We start from the raw sequence: 14,516 nt of genomic DNA on the forward strand, positions 1-14,516 counted from the left end.
GTGATTCGCGTCTAGAAGACCGTCAGGCCCCGCGCCTCGAACTGGGCCCTCACCCGCACCAGCAGTGCCTCATCCGGAGGATGAGAGCCGTGCAGCGGGTATGGAATGTTCAGCCGGTCCCATTTGTCCTCCCCCATCTGGTGGAAGGGCAGAACCTCAACGCGCTGCACGTTCGGCCAGCGCGACACGATCTCGGCGACGGCGTCGACGTTGTCGACGGCGTCGGTCAGACCCGGGACGAGAACGAAACGCGCCCAGACGGGAATGTTCCGCTCGCTCAGGCGGTCACCGAATGCGATCGTCGGAGCGAGGTCTCGGCCGGTCACCTCTTTGTACGTCTCGGGGATGCCGGACTTGACGTCGAGCAGCACGAGGTCGAGGTTGTCCAGCAGCGTGTCCGACGCGCTCTTGCCCAGGAACCCGGAGGTGTCCAGGGTGGTGTGCACGCCGAGCTTGTGGCACTCCTCGAAGAGTCGAGTCACAAAGGCAGGCTGCATGAGCGGTTCGCCACCGGAGATGGTCAACCCTCCGCCGGTCGAGTCGAAGACGCCCTTATAGCGCTTGACCCTGGCGACGAGGTCGTCCAGCGTGGTGAGCAACCCATCCTTCATCTTCCAGGTGTCCGGGTTGTGGCAGTACTGGCAGCGCAGCAGACACCCGGAAAGGAAGAGTGTCATTCGCGTGCCGGGACCGTCAACGGCGGTGACCAGTTCCCACGAGTGGACGCTGGCGACCGATCCGTTGTGAATCGCCTCCATTTCGAGGTGGTGGAGTTCAGCCAGTTCGGCTTGTTCACTACTCACGGATGAACCGTCCACCAGGGCGATCGCCGCGCCGGCGCTGGGCAGACCGAGGTTTACTGCTGGCATTGTCTCGTCCTACTCAGCGTCGCCGCGTTGATATCAGTGATCAGTGCGAGTGGAACGTGCGGCTGATGACATCCATCTGCTGCTCGCGGGTCAGGCGGACGAAGTTCACCGCATAGCCGGACACGCGAATCGTCAGCTGCGGGTAGTTCTCCGGGTGCGCCATGGCGTCTTCGAGAGTGTCGCGGTTGAGCACGTTCACGTTGATGTGGTAACCGGTTGCCGACGTGAACGCGTCGATGAGGCCGACCAGGCTGGTGATCTGCTCTTCCTTGGTGTGGCCGAGACCACTGGGAACCACCGTGTTGGTCAGCGAGATGCCGTCCTGCGCTTCACTGTAGGGGAGCTTGGCGACGCTGAGCGCCGACGCGAGCATCCCGTGGGTGTCGCGGCCGTTCATCGGGTTGGCACCCGGAGCGAACGACTCGCCCTTGCGGCGACCATCCGGCGTGTTGCCGGTGGCCTTGCCGTAGACCACGTTGGACGTGATCGTCAGGATCGACTGGGTGTGGATGGCGTCGCGGTAGGTCGGGTGCTTGCGGATCATTTTCATGAACCGCTCCATCACGTCGACGGCGATGGTGTCGACGCGGTCGTCATCGTTGCCGAACTGGGGGAACTCGCCCTCGATCGTGTAGTCGACGACCAGGCCGGTCTCGTCGCGCACCGGGCGGACCGTGGCGTACTTGATGGCCGACAGGGAGTCGGCGACCACACTCAGGCCGGCGATTCCGCAAGCCATCGTGCGGATGATCTCCTTGTCGTGCAGCGCCATTTCGAGACGCTCGTAGGCATACTTGTCGTGCATGTAGTGAATACAGTTCAAAGCCGTGACGTAGGTCTCGGCGAGCCACTCGAGCGTTTCCAGGTAGGCCGGGAAGACGGTGTCGTAGGAAAGCACCTCGTCGGCGTTCGGCGTGGTGGCCGGGGCAACCTGCTTGCCGGACACCTCGTCTTTTCCACCGTTGATCGAGTACAGCAGCGCCTTGACGGCGTTGACGCGTGCACCGAAGAACTGCATCTGCTTGCCGACGCGCATGGGCGAGACGCAGCAGGCGATCGCGGCGTCGTCACCCATCTCGGCGCGGATGATCTCGTCGGACTCGAACTGGATGGCCGAGGTGTCGATCGACACCTGCGCACAGAAACGCTTGAAGCCCTCGGGCAGAGCGTCGCTCCAGAGAACGGTGAGGTTCGGCTCGGGCGCTGCGCCGATGTTGTAGAGCGTCTGCAGGAAACGGAACGTGGTCTTGGTGACGAGCGGGCGGCCGTCTTCACCGATGCCGGCGAGCGACTCGGTGACCCAGGTCGGATCGCCGGCGAAGATCTCGTCGTATTCGGGGGTGCGCAGGAAGCGCACGATGCGCAGCTTGATGACGAGGTCGTCGATCAGCTCCTGGGCGCCCTCTTCGGTCAGGGTGCCGGCGACGAGTTCGCGCTCGATGTAGGTGTCGAGGAAGGCCGCGTTGCGGCCGAACGACATTGCAGCACCGTTCTGTTCCTTGACGGCGCCGAGGTAGGCGAAGTAGAGCCACTGCACGGCTTCGCGCGCGGTGGTGGCCGGCTTGGAGATGTCGGAGCCGTAGGAGGCCGCCATCTGGATGAGTTCCTTGAGGGCCCGGATCTGCTCCGAGTTTTCCTCACGGGCGCGAATGATGTCCTCGGTCGAGGGCTCCATGTCGAGCTCGGCGCGATCGTTCTTCTTGCCCGTGATCAGGGCATCGACGCCGTAGAGGGCGACACGGCGGTAGTCGCCGATGATACGGCCACGGCCGTAGGCGTCGGGCAGTCCGGTGATCAGGTGGCTGTTTCGTGCACGACGGACCCCGGGAGGGTAGACGTCGAAGACGGCGGTGTTGTGGGTCTTGCGGTAATCGGTGAAGACTTTTTCAAGTTCGGGAGACACGGGGTAGCCGTAGGTCTCGAGCGAGGTGGCAACCATGCGCCACCCGCCGAAAGGCATAATGGCACGCTTGAGCGGAGCATCCGTCTGCAGTCCGACGATTACCTCGTTTGCCTGGTCGATGTAGCCCGGAGCGTGGGCCGTAATGGACGACGGCGTGGTGGCGTCGACGTCGTAGACGCCTTTACGGCGTTCCTCGGGGAACATCTCGGACAGCTTGGCCCAGATTCCCGTGGTGCGTGCGGTCGCTCCGACAAGGAAGCTCGAGTCGCCTAGATAGGGGGTGTAATTGCGCTGGATGAAATCGCGCAGATCGATCGAATCCTGCCAGGGGCCGGAGGCGAAGTCAGTCCGACCGGCATCATCCGTTCCGCTGCGAACACCTTCAGTGATTGTCATGTAGATTGCTCTCCTCGTGGGATCGAGACACCCTCCGCGAAAGTGTCTCTCCCGCAGTCGGGCCGAGAGAGCAGGACCACGAGGCTCCGGCTAATGCAACGATGCACCGTGTGACTTGCCCTCTTTTCCAACACTACTCGCGTCAGACCCACCCGAACGCGAAATTTATAAGGTTGCATCCATTGATGCATTTATAGATAGGTGCATGAGTGACTAGGGTTGAGGCATGAGCTTCCTCCCGATGTCCCGCGGAGCCGCCAGGCCCCCCGCCGCGGCCCCCTCCGCCGTCGACCGGATCTACACGACCGTCGCCGACGCCATCATCTCCGGCACCTTGGCCGCAAGCTCGCTGATCACCGAGGGCGAAATTGCCGAGGCCCTCTCCACCAGCCGCACCCCCGTGCGGGAGGCCTTCCTCAAACTCCAGGCCCACGGGCTCCTGACGCTCTTCCCCAAGAAGGGCGCGGTCGTCACAGCCCTGGGCGACACGGAGACGGCCGAGCTGCTGCAGGTGCGCGTCATGCTGGAGAACACGGCGGTGACCCTGCTCAGCGAGCGGCCGGACGACATCCCGGGCGTCGACGCCGAGCTGCAGGACCTTATTCGGGTCCAGTCCGACGCCGCCCTGGCCGGCGACCTGCTCACGTTCGCCCGCGCCGACCACCGGTTCCATGCCCGCATCGTCGACGAGACGCATAACCGGGTCATCGACGGGATCTACACCCGGCTCGGCCCCAGGCTTGAGCGCCTCGTGCACCGGGCAGCCCTGCGCGACCCGCGCAACCTCGACCGTCTGGTGGCCGAACACCGAATCCTTGCCCACCACCTGCGCGGCGGCGACACCCTCGCCTACGAGGTCGCTCTGCGCCAGCACGTCGAAGACGGTCATCACGCGCAGCTGGCGCCCTGACCGTCCCCCACCTTCCCGCACCAGCTTTTCAGAAAAGACCCATGACTTTCCGCCGTACCGTTCCCGCCTGGCGGCTCGCCGCTCCTGCCCTGTTCGTCATGGCCTGGGGTGGGAACCACTTCACGCCCCTCCTGCACATGTACGAATCGCTCGGGCACTATTCCGTCGTCATGGCCGACCTCTTCCTCGGCTTCTACGTGGTGGGCCTGGTCCCCGGGCTGCTGCTCGCCGGCGCACTCTCAGACCGCTACGGGCGCAAACCCCTGACCCTGGCAGGCGTCGTCCTGGGAATTCTCGCCAGCATCCTGCTGGGTCTGGGATTCTCAAGCGGGATCATGCTCTCCGCCGGGCGCCTGCTGGCGGGGCTGAGCGTCGCCGTGGCGATGGCGGTGGGAACCGCGTGGCTCAAGGAACTGTCCAGCCCGCCGTTCGACAACCAGGCCGGCCGCACGGCAGGGGCACGGCGGCCTTCACTCACCCTCACGGTCGGGTTCGGGCTCGGGGCCGGGGTGGCCGGAGTGCTCGCGCAGTGGGGGCCGATGCCGACCCTCTCCCCCTATGTCGTGCACATCGTGCTCAGCCTGCTTGTGCTCCCCCGCCTGCTGAGGGCCCCGGAGACCGTGCCGCGCTACCGGGCACACCGGCCCTTCTGGCAGGACCTGGCGGTTCCGCTGGCCGGACACCGCCGCTTCGTGCGCGTGATCATTCCGTCAGCTCCCTGGGTCTTCGGCGCCGCCGGCATCGCCTACGCGATCATGCCCACTCTGGTCCAGGATCAACTCGGCAGCCTCAACCTCGCCTACGCGACCCTGCTCACGGTCGTGACCCTCGGCACCGGCGCGCTCGTGCAACCGCAGGTGGCTCGGATCAACCGGGTCACCGATGGGCGTGCACTCATGGTCGGGATGTCCGTGATGCTGCTGGGAGTGGGTCTCAGCGTGGCCACGGCGATCGTGCTGTCCCCGGTGCTCGCGTTCCTCACGGCCGTCGTGCTCGGCGCCGCCTACGGTGTGAGCATCGTGGCCGGGCTCGTGGAGATCCAGAAGATCTCCACGGCGGCCGACCTGGCGGGCATCACCGGGGTCTACTACAGCCTCACCTACATCGGCTTCCTGCTGCCGGTCGCCTTCGCCTGGCTCAATGCCGTGGCCGGTTACCCGGTGCTTCTGAGCATTCTGTTCGTGGTCTGCGCGCTCTGCCTGGCCCTGGTGGCGAACGGGATGCGCCGGCGCGTCACCGAGTAGGCGGCACCTGGATTATCGTCATCCCATGCCCTATTCGCTCCGCCATCTCCTTCCCGCCGACGCCGCACCGGTGCTCGGACTCAACAACGCCGCTGTGCCTGCCGTCAACGCCCATGACGAGGCGAGCCTCTCCGCCCTGCTCGCGGCCAGCAGCCACGCCCTCGCGGTCGTGCACGACGACGCGCCGGGAGAGGTGCTCGGCTTCGCCGTGCTGTTCGGGGTCGACGCCGACTACGCGAGCGAGAACTACCGGTGGTTCTCCGCCCGGTCGGAGTCCTTCCTTTACGTGGACCGCATCGTGGTGTCGGACCAGGCCCGCAACCAGGGTCTCGGCGCCCTGCTCTACACCGCGATTTTCGCGGCGGCCCGCGCGGCCGAGGTCGGCCAGGTCTTCTGCGAAGTGAACATCGCACCTCCGAACCCTCGGTCGCTGGCGTTCCACTCCCGGCTCGGCTTCGAGCCGATCGGCGAGCAGTCGACGAAGGGTGGCACCGTCGTGGTGTCCCTGCTGTCGGCTCCCGTCGGCGCGGGCGTACGCTGAGGCCATGACTGTCGACGGTCGCGCAATCCCGCTCCCGGATTACCTCAACCACTGGGTGGCGACGCAGCGATGGTTCGCCGACAAGGGCCGTGTGCCGAGACTGGTCAGCATCGGGCGCTGGGTGCTTCCGAGCGAGGAAGCCGAGGTGGACATCCGCACTGAGCTCGTCTTCGATGCCGCAGCCCCGACCCGTACCCTTTACCAGTTGCCCCTGACCCAGCGGACCACTCCCCTCCCCGCAGGCGGGCAGGGCCTCATCGTCACCCTCGCCGACGGCAGCGCGGTCTACGACGGCACCGCCGACCCGGCCTACGGGCGCGCTCTGCTGGGTTTCATCCTGCGCCAGGCCTCCTCACCTGAGCCCGAAAACCTCGGCGCGCGGGCTCGCGGCGAACTCCACTCGAGCGCAGATCCCGCCGAACGGCCGGCCCGGGTTGTCGCCGGCCGCCTGCTGCGCGGAGAACAGTCGAACACCTCGATCATCCTGGACTGCGTCGACGCCGCCGGGCGCCCGGCTCGTCCCGTCATCTGCAAGGTGTTCCGGATGCTGCATCCCGGCGAGAATCCGGACGTGTCCGTGCAATCGGCCCTGGCGCGGGCCGGCTCACACTTCGTGCCGGAACCGGTGGGCTGCGTGGTCGGCGAGTGGACCGAGCCGGAGCAACCGCGGGTCACCCTCACGGGCCATCTCGTCTTCGCCCAGGAGTTCCTGCCGGGCGCCCCGGATGCCTGGCGGGCCGCCCTGGCCTCTGCCGGGGCCGGGGAGGACTTCAGCGAACAGGCGCGGGCGCTGGGCGTGGCGACGGCAGCCGTGCATGCCGACCTGGCCGCCGTGATGCCCACTCACGACGCCACCCCCGCGGTCATCGCCGCCGAACTCGGCCGCATGCGCGAGCGCTACCGCAGCGCCGCCGCCGAGGTGCCCGCCCTGACCGGCTACGATACGGCCGTCGAGGCGATCTTCGAGCGGGCGGAGAGGGCTTGCTGGCCCCGGCTGCAGCGCATCCACGGCGATTTCCACCTCGGCCAGGCCCTCGAGGTCCCCGGCCGCGGCTGGGTGCTGGTGGATTTCGAGGGCGAACCGCTGCGCCCCCTCGTCGATCGCACCCAGCCGGATGTGCCGTTGAAGGACATCGCCGGGATGCTGCGGTCCTTCTCCTATGTGGCCGGCACGGTGGAGCGGTCCTCGCCCGGCGACCAGACGGCGTCGGCCGAAGCGTGGGCCGCGGCGTGCCAGCACGCGTTCCTCGACGGCTACACGCTGCGATCCGGCCAGAGCCTGGCCGGTCAGGAGCCCCTGCTCGACGCGTTCGAGCTGGACAAGGCCCTCTACGAGGCCGTCTACGAGACGCGCAACCGACCCTCCTGGCTGCCGATCCCGCTCGCGGCCATCCGCGGCCTCGTCCTGGAGGTCTCCGCCGGATTGCCGTGAGCGGCCGGAACGGCCGGTCAGCGCTTGAGCTCGGGGAATTGGTCGTCGCGCCACTCACCGGGGAGCCGGGTGTTCTCGGCGGCCGCGGCATCCTCGCGCATGCGCAGTTCCACCCGGCGGATCTTACCGGAACTGGTCTTGGGCAGCTCGTAGAACTCGACCCGCCGCACCCGCATGTACGGGGGCAGACCGGTGCGGGCGTGGCGCAGCACCGAGAGCGCCGTTTCGCCGTTGGACTCCCAGCCCGCCGCCAGGGCGATGTAGGCCTTGGCGATGTTCAGCCGGGTGTCGTCGGGCGCGGGCACGACGGCCGCCTCGGCCACGGCCGGGTGCTCCAGCAGCACGCTCTCGACCTCGAACGGGGAGACCTTGTAGTCGGAGGACTTGAAGATGTCGTCGGTGCGGCCGATGAACGTGATGTAGCCTTCGGCGTCGCGGCTGGCGACATCACCGGTGTGGAAGTAACCGTCCCGCACGGCCTCCCACGTGCGTTCGGGATCCCCGTGGTAGCCGGCCATCAGATTGACCGCGGTGCGGGACAGGTCGAGGCAGATCTCGCCCTCGTCGCTCTCCTCACCGGTGATGGGGTCGAGCAGCGTGATCGCGACGCCCGGCAGGGGCATCCCCATCGAACCGGCCAGAAGTGCGGAACCCGGGGCGTTGCCCACGATCGCCGTGGTCTCGGTCTGGCCGTAGCCATCCCGGATGGTGAGTCCCCAGGAACGCTGGATCTGGTGGATGACCTCCGGGTTGAGCGGCTCGCCGGCCGAGAGGATCTCGCGCAGGCCTACCGGCTTGGCGCCGACGTCGGATTGGATCAGCATGCGCCACACGGTCGGCGGGGCGCAGAAGGTGGTCACTTTCGCGCGGTGCAGCTGGTCGGCGAGGGCGAACGGGTCGAACCGGGCGTAGTTGTAGACGAAGACGGTGGCCTCGGCGATCCACGGGGCGAAGAAGCTGCTCCAGGCGTGCTTGCCCCAGCCGGGCGAGCTGATGGCCAGGTGCACGTCGTCCGGGCAAAGTCCGATCCAGTACATGGTGGTCAGGTGCCCCACGGGATAAGACGTCTGGGTGTGCACCACCATCTTCGGCTTGCTGGTGGTGCCCGAGGTGAAGTAGATCAGGGACGCGTCGTCGGAGGACACGACCACGGCGGGCTTCTCGGCCGCGACGAGCGCGGCATCCGCGTAGTCGGCCCAGCCGGGGGTGGCCGCACCGACGCAGACGCGCGAGAAGTCGCCGGGCACCGCGTCGAACTTGGCGGCGTCGCCGGCGTTGGCGATGACGTGCTGCACACCGCCGCGCAGAACCCGGTCGGCCAGGTCGCCGGTCGCAAGCACCGTGGACGTGGGCAGGATGACCGCGCCCACTTTCATGATGGCGAGCATCAGCTCCCAGAGCTCGACCTGGTTGCCCAGCATCAGCATGACGTGGTCGCCGTGCCCGACGCCCCGGGAGATCAGCCAGGTGGCCACCTGGTCGGAGCGCGCCGACATCTCACTGAAGGTCACCGTCAGTTCGCGGCCATCCTCCTCCACGATCCACAGGGCGGTCTTGTCGTTGCCCGCGGCGATGACGTCGAACCAGTCGACGGCCCAGTTGAAGTTCGCCCCCACATCCGGCCACTCGAACTCGGCCTGGGCGCGCGCATGATCGTCTCGCAGCTGCAGAAGGTGGTCGCGCGCGCCTCGAAAGGCGGTGGTGCTCTGGGGGGTGGTCATCCGACCCATCTTCCTCGGTTCAAATGCCCGAAACGGAATACGACACCCGGCCGCGGGGCCGGCAGGTCCCGCAGGTCCCGCAGCTCGGCGCCGTTCGGGCCGAGCAGCGCGAAGATCTTCCTCGGCGTGATGAAGCGCTTCAGGCAATGGCGCGGATCGCGTCCACCAGGGCGGCGAAGCGGGCGTTGCCGGGCAGGTCGTCGATGAGCACGGACTTTCCGTCGGGGCCGGCCAGCGGGATGCGCCAGTTCGGGTACTCGTTCGAGGTCCCGGGCTGGTTCTGGGTCCGGCGCTCACCGACCGCATCCACCAGAGCCACGCCAAGGAGCGACGAGGGCGTCAGCGCGGTGTACGCGTAGAGCGCCTCAACCGTCTTCTGCACGGTCGGGGCTGGCTCGGTGCCGAGCGGCGGCAGCAGGCCGCGTTTGCGAAGCGCGGCCAGCATGGCGGACTGCTCGGCAAGGTCCGCGGTGCGCTCTTCCTCGACCGATCGCCCGAGCAGACCGAGCGACTCGCGCAGGGCCACGTGGTCGCCGGCGAGATAGCCGGCCGTCGGAGGCAGATCGTGGGTGTTCACACTGGTCAGGCAGGCCTGGCGGTACCGTTCGGGGGCCAGCGGCACGCCGTTGTCTCGTTCGAACCAGAGGATCGAGGTTCCGAAGATGCCGCGTTCGGCGAGGTAGTCGCGCACCCAGGGCTCGAAGACGCCGAGGTCTTCGCCGATCACCACCGCGCCGGCGCGCTGGGCCTCGAGGGCCAGGATGCCGATGAGTGCCTCGTGGTCGTAGTGCACGTAGGTGCCCTCTCCCGGTCCGGCGCCGACCGGGATCCACCACAGGCGGAACAGACCCAGAATGTGATCCACCCGGATGCCGCCGGCGTGGTGCAGGATGCTGCGGAGCATGTCCCGGTAGGCGACGTAGCCCGACTCGGCCAGCCGGCCGGGGTGCCACGGCGGCTGCGACCAGTTCTGGCCCTGCTGGTTGAACATGTCCGGCGGGGCGCCCACGGTCATGCCCGGGGCGAGAACGCCCTGCAGGGTCCAGGCGTCGGACCCGGTGAACTGCACCCCGACCGCGAGGTCGTGCACGATGCCGATGGCCATTCCGGCATCCGTCGCCGCGCGTTGAGCGGTCTCCAACTGCTGGTCGCAGAGCCACTGGAGCCAGCTGTGGAATTCAATGCGGTCCGCGAGCTGCTCCCGGTGCTCGGCGGCGAAGGGACCGCGGGGGCCGCGCGGCTCGATCGACCATTCCGGTGCATCCGCCGGGAAGAGCTCGGCCAGGGCGCACCAGAGCGCGAAGTCGACCAGACCCTGACCCTGCTCGGCGCAGAATTCCTCGAACCGGTGAACACGGGAGGGGCTCGGCCGCACCTCGTGCACGGCTTCCAGCGCGGTCAGTTTGGCGGCGTAGGCGCAGTCGCGGTCGAGGTGGTCCGCCTCCTGGTTGGCCGAGTGCTGCCGGTCAGCGAGGGACTCGACAACGGCTCGTGCCGCCGGGGCGAGGTAGGCGTATTCGGGCACGTCCTCGACCCGGATGTACAGCGGGTGGAAAAAGCGTCGGCTCGACGGCAGGTAGGGGGAGGGCTCGACCGGCGGGGCAGGCTCGGACGCGTGCAGCGGATTGACCAGGACGAAGTCGGCTCCGTACTGGGAGCCGGAGATGGCGGCCAGGTCGGCAAGGTCGGCGAAGTCGCCGATCCCCCAGCTCCGGGAGGAGCGCACCGAGTAGAGCTGGGCCATCAGACCCCAGTCGCGATGCCCGGTCAGGTTGCGGGTGGTCTCGAGCCGGGGCGGGGTCACGACGAGGCCGCAGCGCGCCGTTTGGTCTCCGCTCTCTGCGTGCAGGGTGTGCCAGCCCAGAGGCAGGCCGGCCGGAATCTGGAACATCGCCCGGCTCGTCGGCCGACCGTCGACGGTGCGGGGTTTCTCCCAGAGCCCCGTCTGCAACACCTCGTGCCGGGTGCCGTCCTCGGCGACGATCCAGACGAGGGCCGTCGAACCTGCGCCGGCGTGCACGGGGACCTCGGCCTCGCCGCCCTCGCGGAGCACCACGACGGGAGGCAGGAGCCGGCGCCAGGGCGCGAGGCTCTGCTCGGTCAGGGCCGCATCAACCGCGGCAGGCGTGCCGGCGGGAACGCCGAGGGCACCCAGGACCTCACGCAGGGTGCCGACGTCGACCGCCCGTGAAGCACCGTCCCAGCCGGTGAAAGAGGTGTCAACCCCGAGTGATCGTGCCAGTTCCAGCAGCGCCGCCGCAGAACGGCCGGTTGGTTCGAGTTCCATGGGACCACTCTAGATCCGGGACCGGTCCCGGACCCGCGCCGGACCCCGCCGGCTCTACCTGCCGAAGCGCAGGACGAAGGCCTTCATCAGGTTGGCCGGCTCGGTGACGATGGATGCGTCGATCGCCGCGATGACGTCGTCCAGGGCGTCGGGATCGAAGTAGCCGTACTCGCGGTAGATGCGGATGCGGGTCAGGATGCCGGCGTTGGTCAGTTCCGGATGGAATTGCGTCGCGTAGACGTTGTTGCCGACCCGGAACGCCTGCACGGGACAGTTCTGCCCGGTCGCCAGCAGGACGGCGCCGGGCGGCGGCTCTGAACAGGCCTCTTTGTGCCCGACGAAGGCCTGGAAGGTGGGCGCGAGCGCGGCGAACAGCTGGTCGGCTGCGCCTGCCTCGGTGAGGGAGATCCAGGTCGGCCCGGCCTCCTCGGACCAGGTGCGGTCGAGCCTGCCGCTCAGATGACTGGTGAGCAGTCCGACGCCGTAGCAGGCACCGAGGAAGGGGAAGTCCCGGGCCAGCACCTGGTCGAGGAGGGCGGCCAACTCGGCCTCGACGCGGCGTTGCACGGACGACTTGACCTCGGCGGGATCGCTCGCGTTGAAGGGGCTGCCGCCCACGATGATGCCCGAGTATCCGTTCAGGTCGATCGGCGGCATCGGCGCAGCCTCGAGCCGCACCCGGTGGAGCTGGTCGGGTTCCAGATCGCCGGCCGCGAGGAAGCCGGCGTACTCGTCATCGGCGGCTTCGTCCTCAGAACGGGTGGCGAGCAGCAGGAAGGGCTTCACAGCATCATCGTAGTGGCGGGCCTCGGTAGACGCGGCTCCGGCTTCGACCTGGCTGTGAGCGCGTCGAAGACCTGGTCTCCCCCTGCACCAGGAGCTGCTGCATCTGCGCGGCGTCGAATGCGAACCCCACCACCGACCTATGCGGGTGCGCCGGCGATGTTGACCATCCAGCTCACGCCGAATTTATCGACGCACATGCCGAAACTGTCGCCCCACGGCGACGGCTCGAGCGGCATGACGACGGTGCCCCCGGCCGCGAGCTTGTCCCAGTAGCCGCGCAGCACCGGTTCGTCGTCGCCGCTGAGCGACACGGAATAGTTGGTGCCCGGACGGTACTCCAGCCGGTTCGGAGTGTCGGAAGCCATCAGCACCAGGCCGTCGTCGGTGGTCAGCATGGCGTGCATGATCTTGTTCTGCTCAGCCTTGTCGTCGCTCGCCTCGAACTCGGCGAACGTGCTCAGCGTCAGCTCGCCGCCGAACACCGTCCGGTAGAACTCCATCGCTTCCCGGGTCGTATCCCGGAACCCCAGGTAGGGATTGAGTTGGGTCGTCATGGTGGAGCCTCTTTCTATCATGGGGCGAATGCTCCGATTATCGGCCCAACCCCGCGCCAGCACGAGGCGTGCGGGGAAGTCTTCTACGCTGGGACCATGGACTCCCCCAGGGCCGCCCTGCTGCGGCCGATTCTCACCCTCACCATCAACCCCGCTCTCGACGTGAGCACGTCAACCGAGCACGTGGTCAGCGAGCACAAGATGCGCTGCGGCCGGTCCCGCCTCGACCCGGGCGGCGGCGGCGTGAACGTGGCTCGGGTAGTGCAACGTCTCGGCGGGCAGGCCCTGGCCGTGTACACCGCGGGCGGCCCCACCGGGGAGGCCTTCCGCCGGCTGATCGAAGCCGAACGCATCCCGACCATCGCGGTGCCGATCCACGGCAGCACCCGCGAGAGCTTCACCGTCGACGAGTCGGGCACCGGCAAGCAGTTCCGTTTCGTGCTGGAAGGCCCCGAGCTCAGTGAAACCGAGTGGCGGGCCTGTCTCGCGGTCGTCGGAGAGTCGATTCCGGTCGGCGGCTATGTGGTCGCCAGCGGCAGCCTGCCGCCGGGAGTCCCGGATGATTTCTACGCCCGGGTCACCCGTCTGGCGCACGGGCGCGACGCCCGCTGCATCGTGGACACGTCCGGTCCCGCGCTCGCGGCCGCGCTCGACGAGGGGGTCTACCTGGTCAAACCGAGCGGGCGTGAGTTGGGAGAGCTCGTCGGCGCAACCCTCGACACCGAACAGAGCAAGATCGACGCGGCCGCCGAGCTCGTCGCCCGCGGGTCCGCGGAAGTCGTCGCGCTGACGCTCGGCGGAGCGGGAGCCGTGCTCGCCTCGGCGAGCGGGATCATCCGTCTGGGGGTGCCGCAGGTCAGGGTGCAGAGCACCGTCGGGGCCGGCGACAGCTTTCTCGGTGCGTTCGTGCTGCGGATCGCGCAGGGGTTCCCGGTGGACCGGGCGTTCCGGGCCGCCGTCGCCGCCGGCAGCGCCACCGCGATGACACCGGCCACGGAACTCTGCCACCGGGTCGATGTGGAACGCCTGGAGGCCGAACTGGTGGCACTCGCGTGAAGCTCACCGACATTGACCCGCCCAGCCGCAGCTTTTCCCGGTGGCTCACCGACGAAGAGGTGGGGCAGGTGCTCGCCTCCAGCCGCGGCTGGAGGCTTGCGCCGGACGGCGGCGTGATGGCCGGCAAGATTCGCAAGACCCGGATCGCGCCGTCTCTGACCGCGCTCGGCGCCACCGCGGCCGCCGAGCGGTGGATCAGCCGCGCGGCGGCGCCCGGCAGGGACGGCAGCGGCCCGACGCACATCATGTGGGGTATCTTCAACGCCCGAACGGACGCCGAGATCGCGGCTAAAGTCGATTCATGACCGCTGACGCTGCCACCGGCACCCGCACCCCCCGCACCTCGATCCCCCGCTTGATCGGCCGATTGGCTCTGGGAGCGTTCCTGCTCCTCGCCGGGATCAGCCACCTCGCCTGGAACCGTGAGGCGTTCCTCGCCCAGGTGCCCACCTGGTTGCCGCTTGAGGGTGATTTCGTCGTGGTTGCGTCGGGCCTGGTCGAGATCGCTCTGGGCCTGTCGCTGCTGCTGCTGGCCAGGCGCAAGGTGCAGGTGGGTTGGGTCGTGGCCCTGTTCTTCCTGGCAATCTTCCCCGGCAACATCTCCCAGTTCGTCACGGCCGCCGATTCGTTCGGCCTGGATTCGGACCTGTCCCGTGGCATCCGCCTGCTCTTCCAGCCGGTGCTCGTGGCGTGGGCGCTGTGGTCGACCGGTGCGTGGCGCGCCTGGCGGGCACGCCGTGCAGCGTAAGTGATACCCCATGGGGTATATTGGGCGGACGAGTTCAACGAAAGGGTTCAACGGATGTGCCGTCAAGTT

General features: G+C 68.0%; 13 protein-coding genes. 7 read left to right on the top strand and 6 right to left on the bottom strand.

Annotation, left to right across the window (positions count from 1 at the left end; all coding sequences use genetic code 11):
* Positions 1-11: 11 nt before the first annotated feature.
* Together pflA and pflB are read right to left on the bottom strand one after the other, a co-directional pair.
* A complete protein-coding gene (gene pflA / locus E3T40_RS01890) occupies positions 12-869 on the bottom strand; it encodes a pyruvate formate-lyase-activating protein (RefSeq protein WP_104101408.1) in 858 nt (285 codons plus the stop codon).
* A gap of 40 nt (positions 870-909) precedes the next feature.
* The gene (pflB, locus tag E3T40_RS01895) at positions 910-3,168 is read right to left on the bottom strand and encodes a formate C-acetyltransferase (protein ID WP_104101410.1); all 2,259 of its coding nucleotides are present in this window, start codon (positions 3,166-3,168) and stop codon (positions 910-912) included.
* Between the two features lie 226 nt (positions 3,169-3,394).
* Here pflB and E3T40_RS01900 point away from each other — a divergent pair, with 226 nt between their 5' ends.
* Genes E3T40_RS01900 through E3T40_RS01915 form a run of 4 tightly spaced genes read left to right on the top strand, consistent with a single transcriptional unit; the run spans position 3,395 to position 7,295 of the window.
* Entirely contained in the window at positions 3,395-4,078 is a 684-nt protein-coding gene (locus E3T40_RS01900) for a GntR family transcriptional regulator (protein WP_104170148.1), read from the top strand.
* Between the two features lie 41 nt (positions 4,079-4,119).
* On the top strand, positions 4,120-5,322 hold the full coding sequence (locus E3T40_RS01905) for an MFS transporter (protein WP_134542533.1): 1,203 nt from the start codon (positions 4,120-4,122) through the stop codon (positions 5,320-5,322).
* 25 nt (positions 5,323-5,347) lie between these two features.
* Positions 5,348-5,863 (top strand): GNAT family N-acetyltransferase, encoded by a 516-nt coding sequence (locus tag E3T40_RS01910; RefSeq protein WP_104101418.1) that lies wholly within the window; start codon positions 5,348-5,350, stop codon positions 5,861-5,863.
* A gap of 4 nt (positions 5,864-5,867) precedes the next feature.
* Positions 5,868-7,295 carry a phosphotransferase gene (locus E3T40_RS01915; protein ID WP_134542534.1) on the top strand — a complete coding sequence of 476 codons (1,428 nt, stop codon included), beginning with the start codon at positions 5,868-5,870 and terminating at the stop codon, positions 7,293-7,295.
* A gap of 17 nt (positions 7,296-7,312) precedes the next feature.
* Here the strand turns inward: E3T40_RS01915 and E3T40_RS01920 are convergent, their stop codons facing one another.
* The 4 genes from E3T40_RS01920 to E3T40_RS01935 all read right to left on the bottom strand — a co-directional run bounded on the left by E3T40_RS01920 (position 7,313) and on the right by E3T40_RS01935 (position 12,643).
* Entirely contained in the window at positions 7,313-9,016 is a 1,704-nt protein-coding gene (locus tag E3T40_RS01920; protein WP_134542535.1) for an AMP-binding protein, read from the bottom strand.
* A gap of 139 nt (positions 9,017-9,155) precedes the next feature.
* The gene (gene malQ / locus E3T40_RS01925) at positions 9,156-11,303 is read right to left on the bottom strand and encodes a 4-alpha-glucanotransferase (protein ID WP_134542536.1); all 2,148 of its coding nucleotides are present in this window, start codon (positions 11,301-11,303) and stop codon (positions 9,156-9,158) included.
* A gap of 54 nt (positions 11,304-11,357) precedes the next feature.
* Positions 11,358-12,089 (bottom strand): glutamine amidotransferase, encoded by a 732-nt coding sequence (locus tag E3T40_RS01930; protein ID WP_104194646.1) that lies wholly within the window; start codon positions 12,087-12,089, stop codon positions 11,358-11,360.
* A gap of 137 nt (positions 12,090-12,226) precedes the next feature.
* A complete protein-coding gene (locus tag E3T40_RS01935) occupies positions 12,227-12,643 on the bottom strand; it encodes a VOC family protein (RefSeq protein WP_104194647.1) in 417 nt (138 codons plus the stop codon).
* A gap of 96 nt (positions 12,644-12,739) precedes the next feature.
* On the opposite strand from E3T40_RS01935, the gene E3T40_RS01940 reads away from it, so the two are divergent.
* Genes E3T40_RS01940 through E3T40_RS01950 form a run of 3 tightly spaced genes read left to right on the top strand, consistent with a single transcriptional unit; the run spans position 12,740 to position 14,447 of the window.
* Complete coding sequence (locus E3T40_RS01940; protein ID WP_174843628.1) at positions 12,740-13,699, top strand: 1-phosphofructokinase family hexose kinase; 960 nt, start codon at positions 12,740-12,742, stop codon at positions 13,697-13,699.
* Entirely contained in the window at positions 13,696-14,004 is a 309-nt protein-coding gene (locus E3T40_RS01945) for a hypothetical protein (RefSeq protein ID WP_104101432.1), read from the top strand. The genes E3T40_RS01940 and E3T40_RS01945 overlap by 4 nt, the downstream gene beginning before the upstream one ends.
* A complete protein-coding gene (locus E3T40_RS01950; RefSeq protein WP_134542537.1) occupies positions 14,001-14,447 on the top strand; it encodes a hypothetical protein in 447 nt (148 codons plus the stop codon). Before E3T40_RS01945 ends, E3T40_RS01950 begins: the two co-directional genes overlap by 4 nt.
* The last annotated feature ends 69 nt before the right edge of the window (positions 14,448-14,516 follow it).

The sequence above is a fragment of the Cryobacterium sp. TMT1-19 genome, assembly GCF_004403055.1.
GTDB lineage: Bacteria > Actinomycetota > Actinomycetes > Actinomycetales > Microbacteriaceae > Cryobacterium > Cryobacterium sandaracinum.

Bases quoted from the DNA above. Each gene is read 5' to 3' on its own strand.
- E3T40_RS01940 (WP_174843628.1), top strand. From the start codon at position 12,740: ATGGACTCCCCCAGGGCCGCCCTGCTGCGGCCGATTCTCACCCTCACC.
- E3T40_RS01900 (WP_104170148.1), top strand. From the start codon at position 3,395: ATGAGCTTCCTCCCGATGTCCCGCGGAGCCGCCAGGCCCCCCGCCGCG.
- E3T40_RS01920 (WP_134542535.1), bottom strand. From the start codon at position 9,016: ATGACCACCCCCCAGAGCACCACCGCCTTTCGAGGCGCGCGCGACCAC.
- E3T40_RS01935 (WP_104194647.1), bottom strand. From the start codon at position 12,643: ATGACGACCCAACTCAATCCCTACCTGGGGTTCCGGGATACGACCCGG.
- E3T40_RS01915 (WP_134542534.1), top strand. From the start codon at position 5,868: ATGACTGTCGACGGTCGCGCAATCCCGCTCCCGGATTACCTCAACCAC.
- E3T40_RS01950 (WP_134542537.1), top strand. From the start codon at position 14,001: ATGACCGCTGACGCTGCCACCGGCACCCGCACCCCCCGCACCTCGATC.
- pflB (WP_104101410.1), bottom strand. From the start codon at position 3,168: ATGACAATCACTGAAGGTGTTCGCAGCGGAACGGATGATGCCGGTCGG.
- pflA (WP_104101408.1), bottom strand. From the start codon at position 869: ATGCCAGCAGTAAACCTCGGTCTGCCCAGCGCCGGCGCGGCGATCGCC.
- E3T40_RS01905 (WP_134542533.1), top strand. From the start codon at position 4,120: ATGACTTTCCGCCGTACCGTTCCCGCCTGGCGGCTCGCCGCTCCTGCC.
- malQ (WP_134542536.1), bottom strand. From the start codon at position 11,303: ATGGAACTCGAACCAACCGGCCGTTCTGCGGCGGCGCTGCTGGAACTG.
- E3T40_RS01910 (WP_104101418.1), top strand. From the start codon at position 5,348: ATGCCCTATTCGCTCCGCCATCTCCTTCCCGCCGACGCCGCACCGGTG.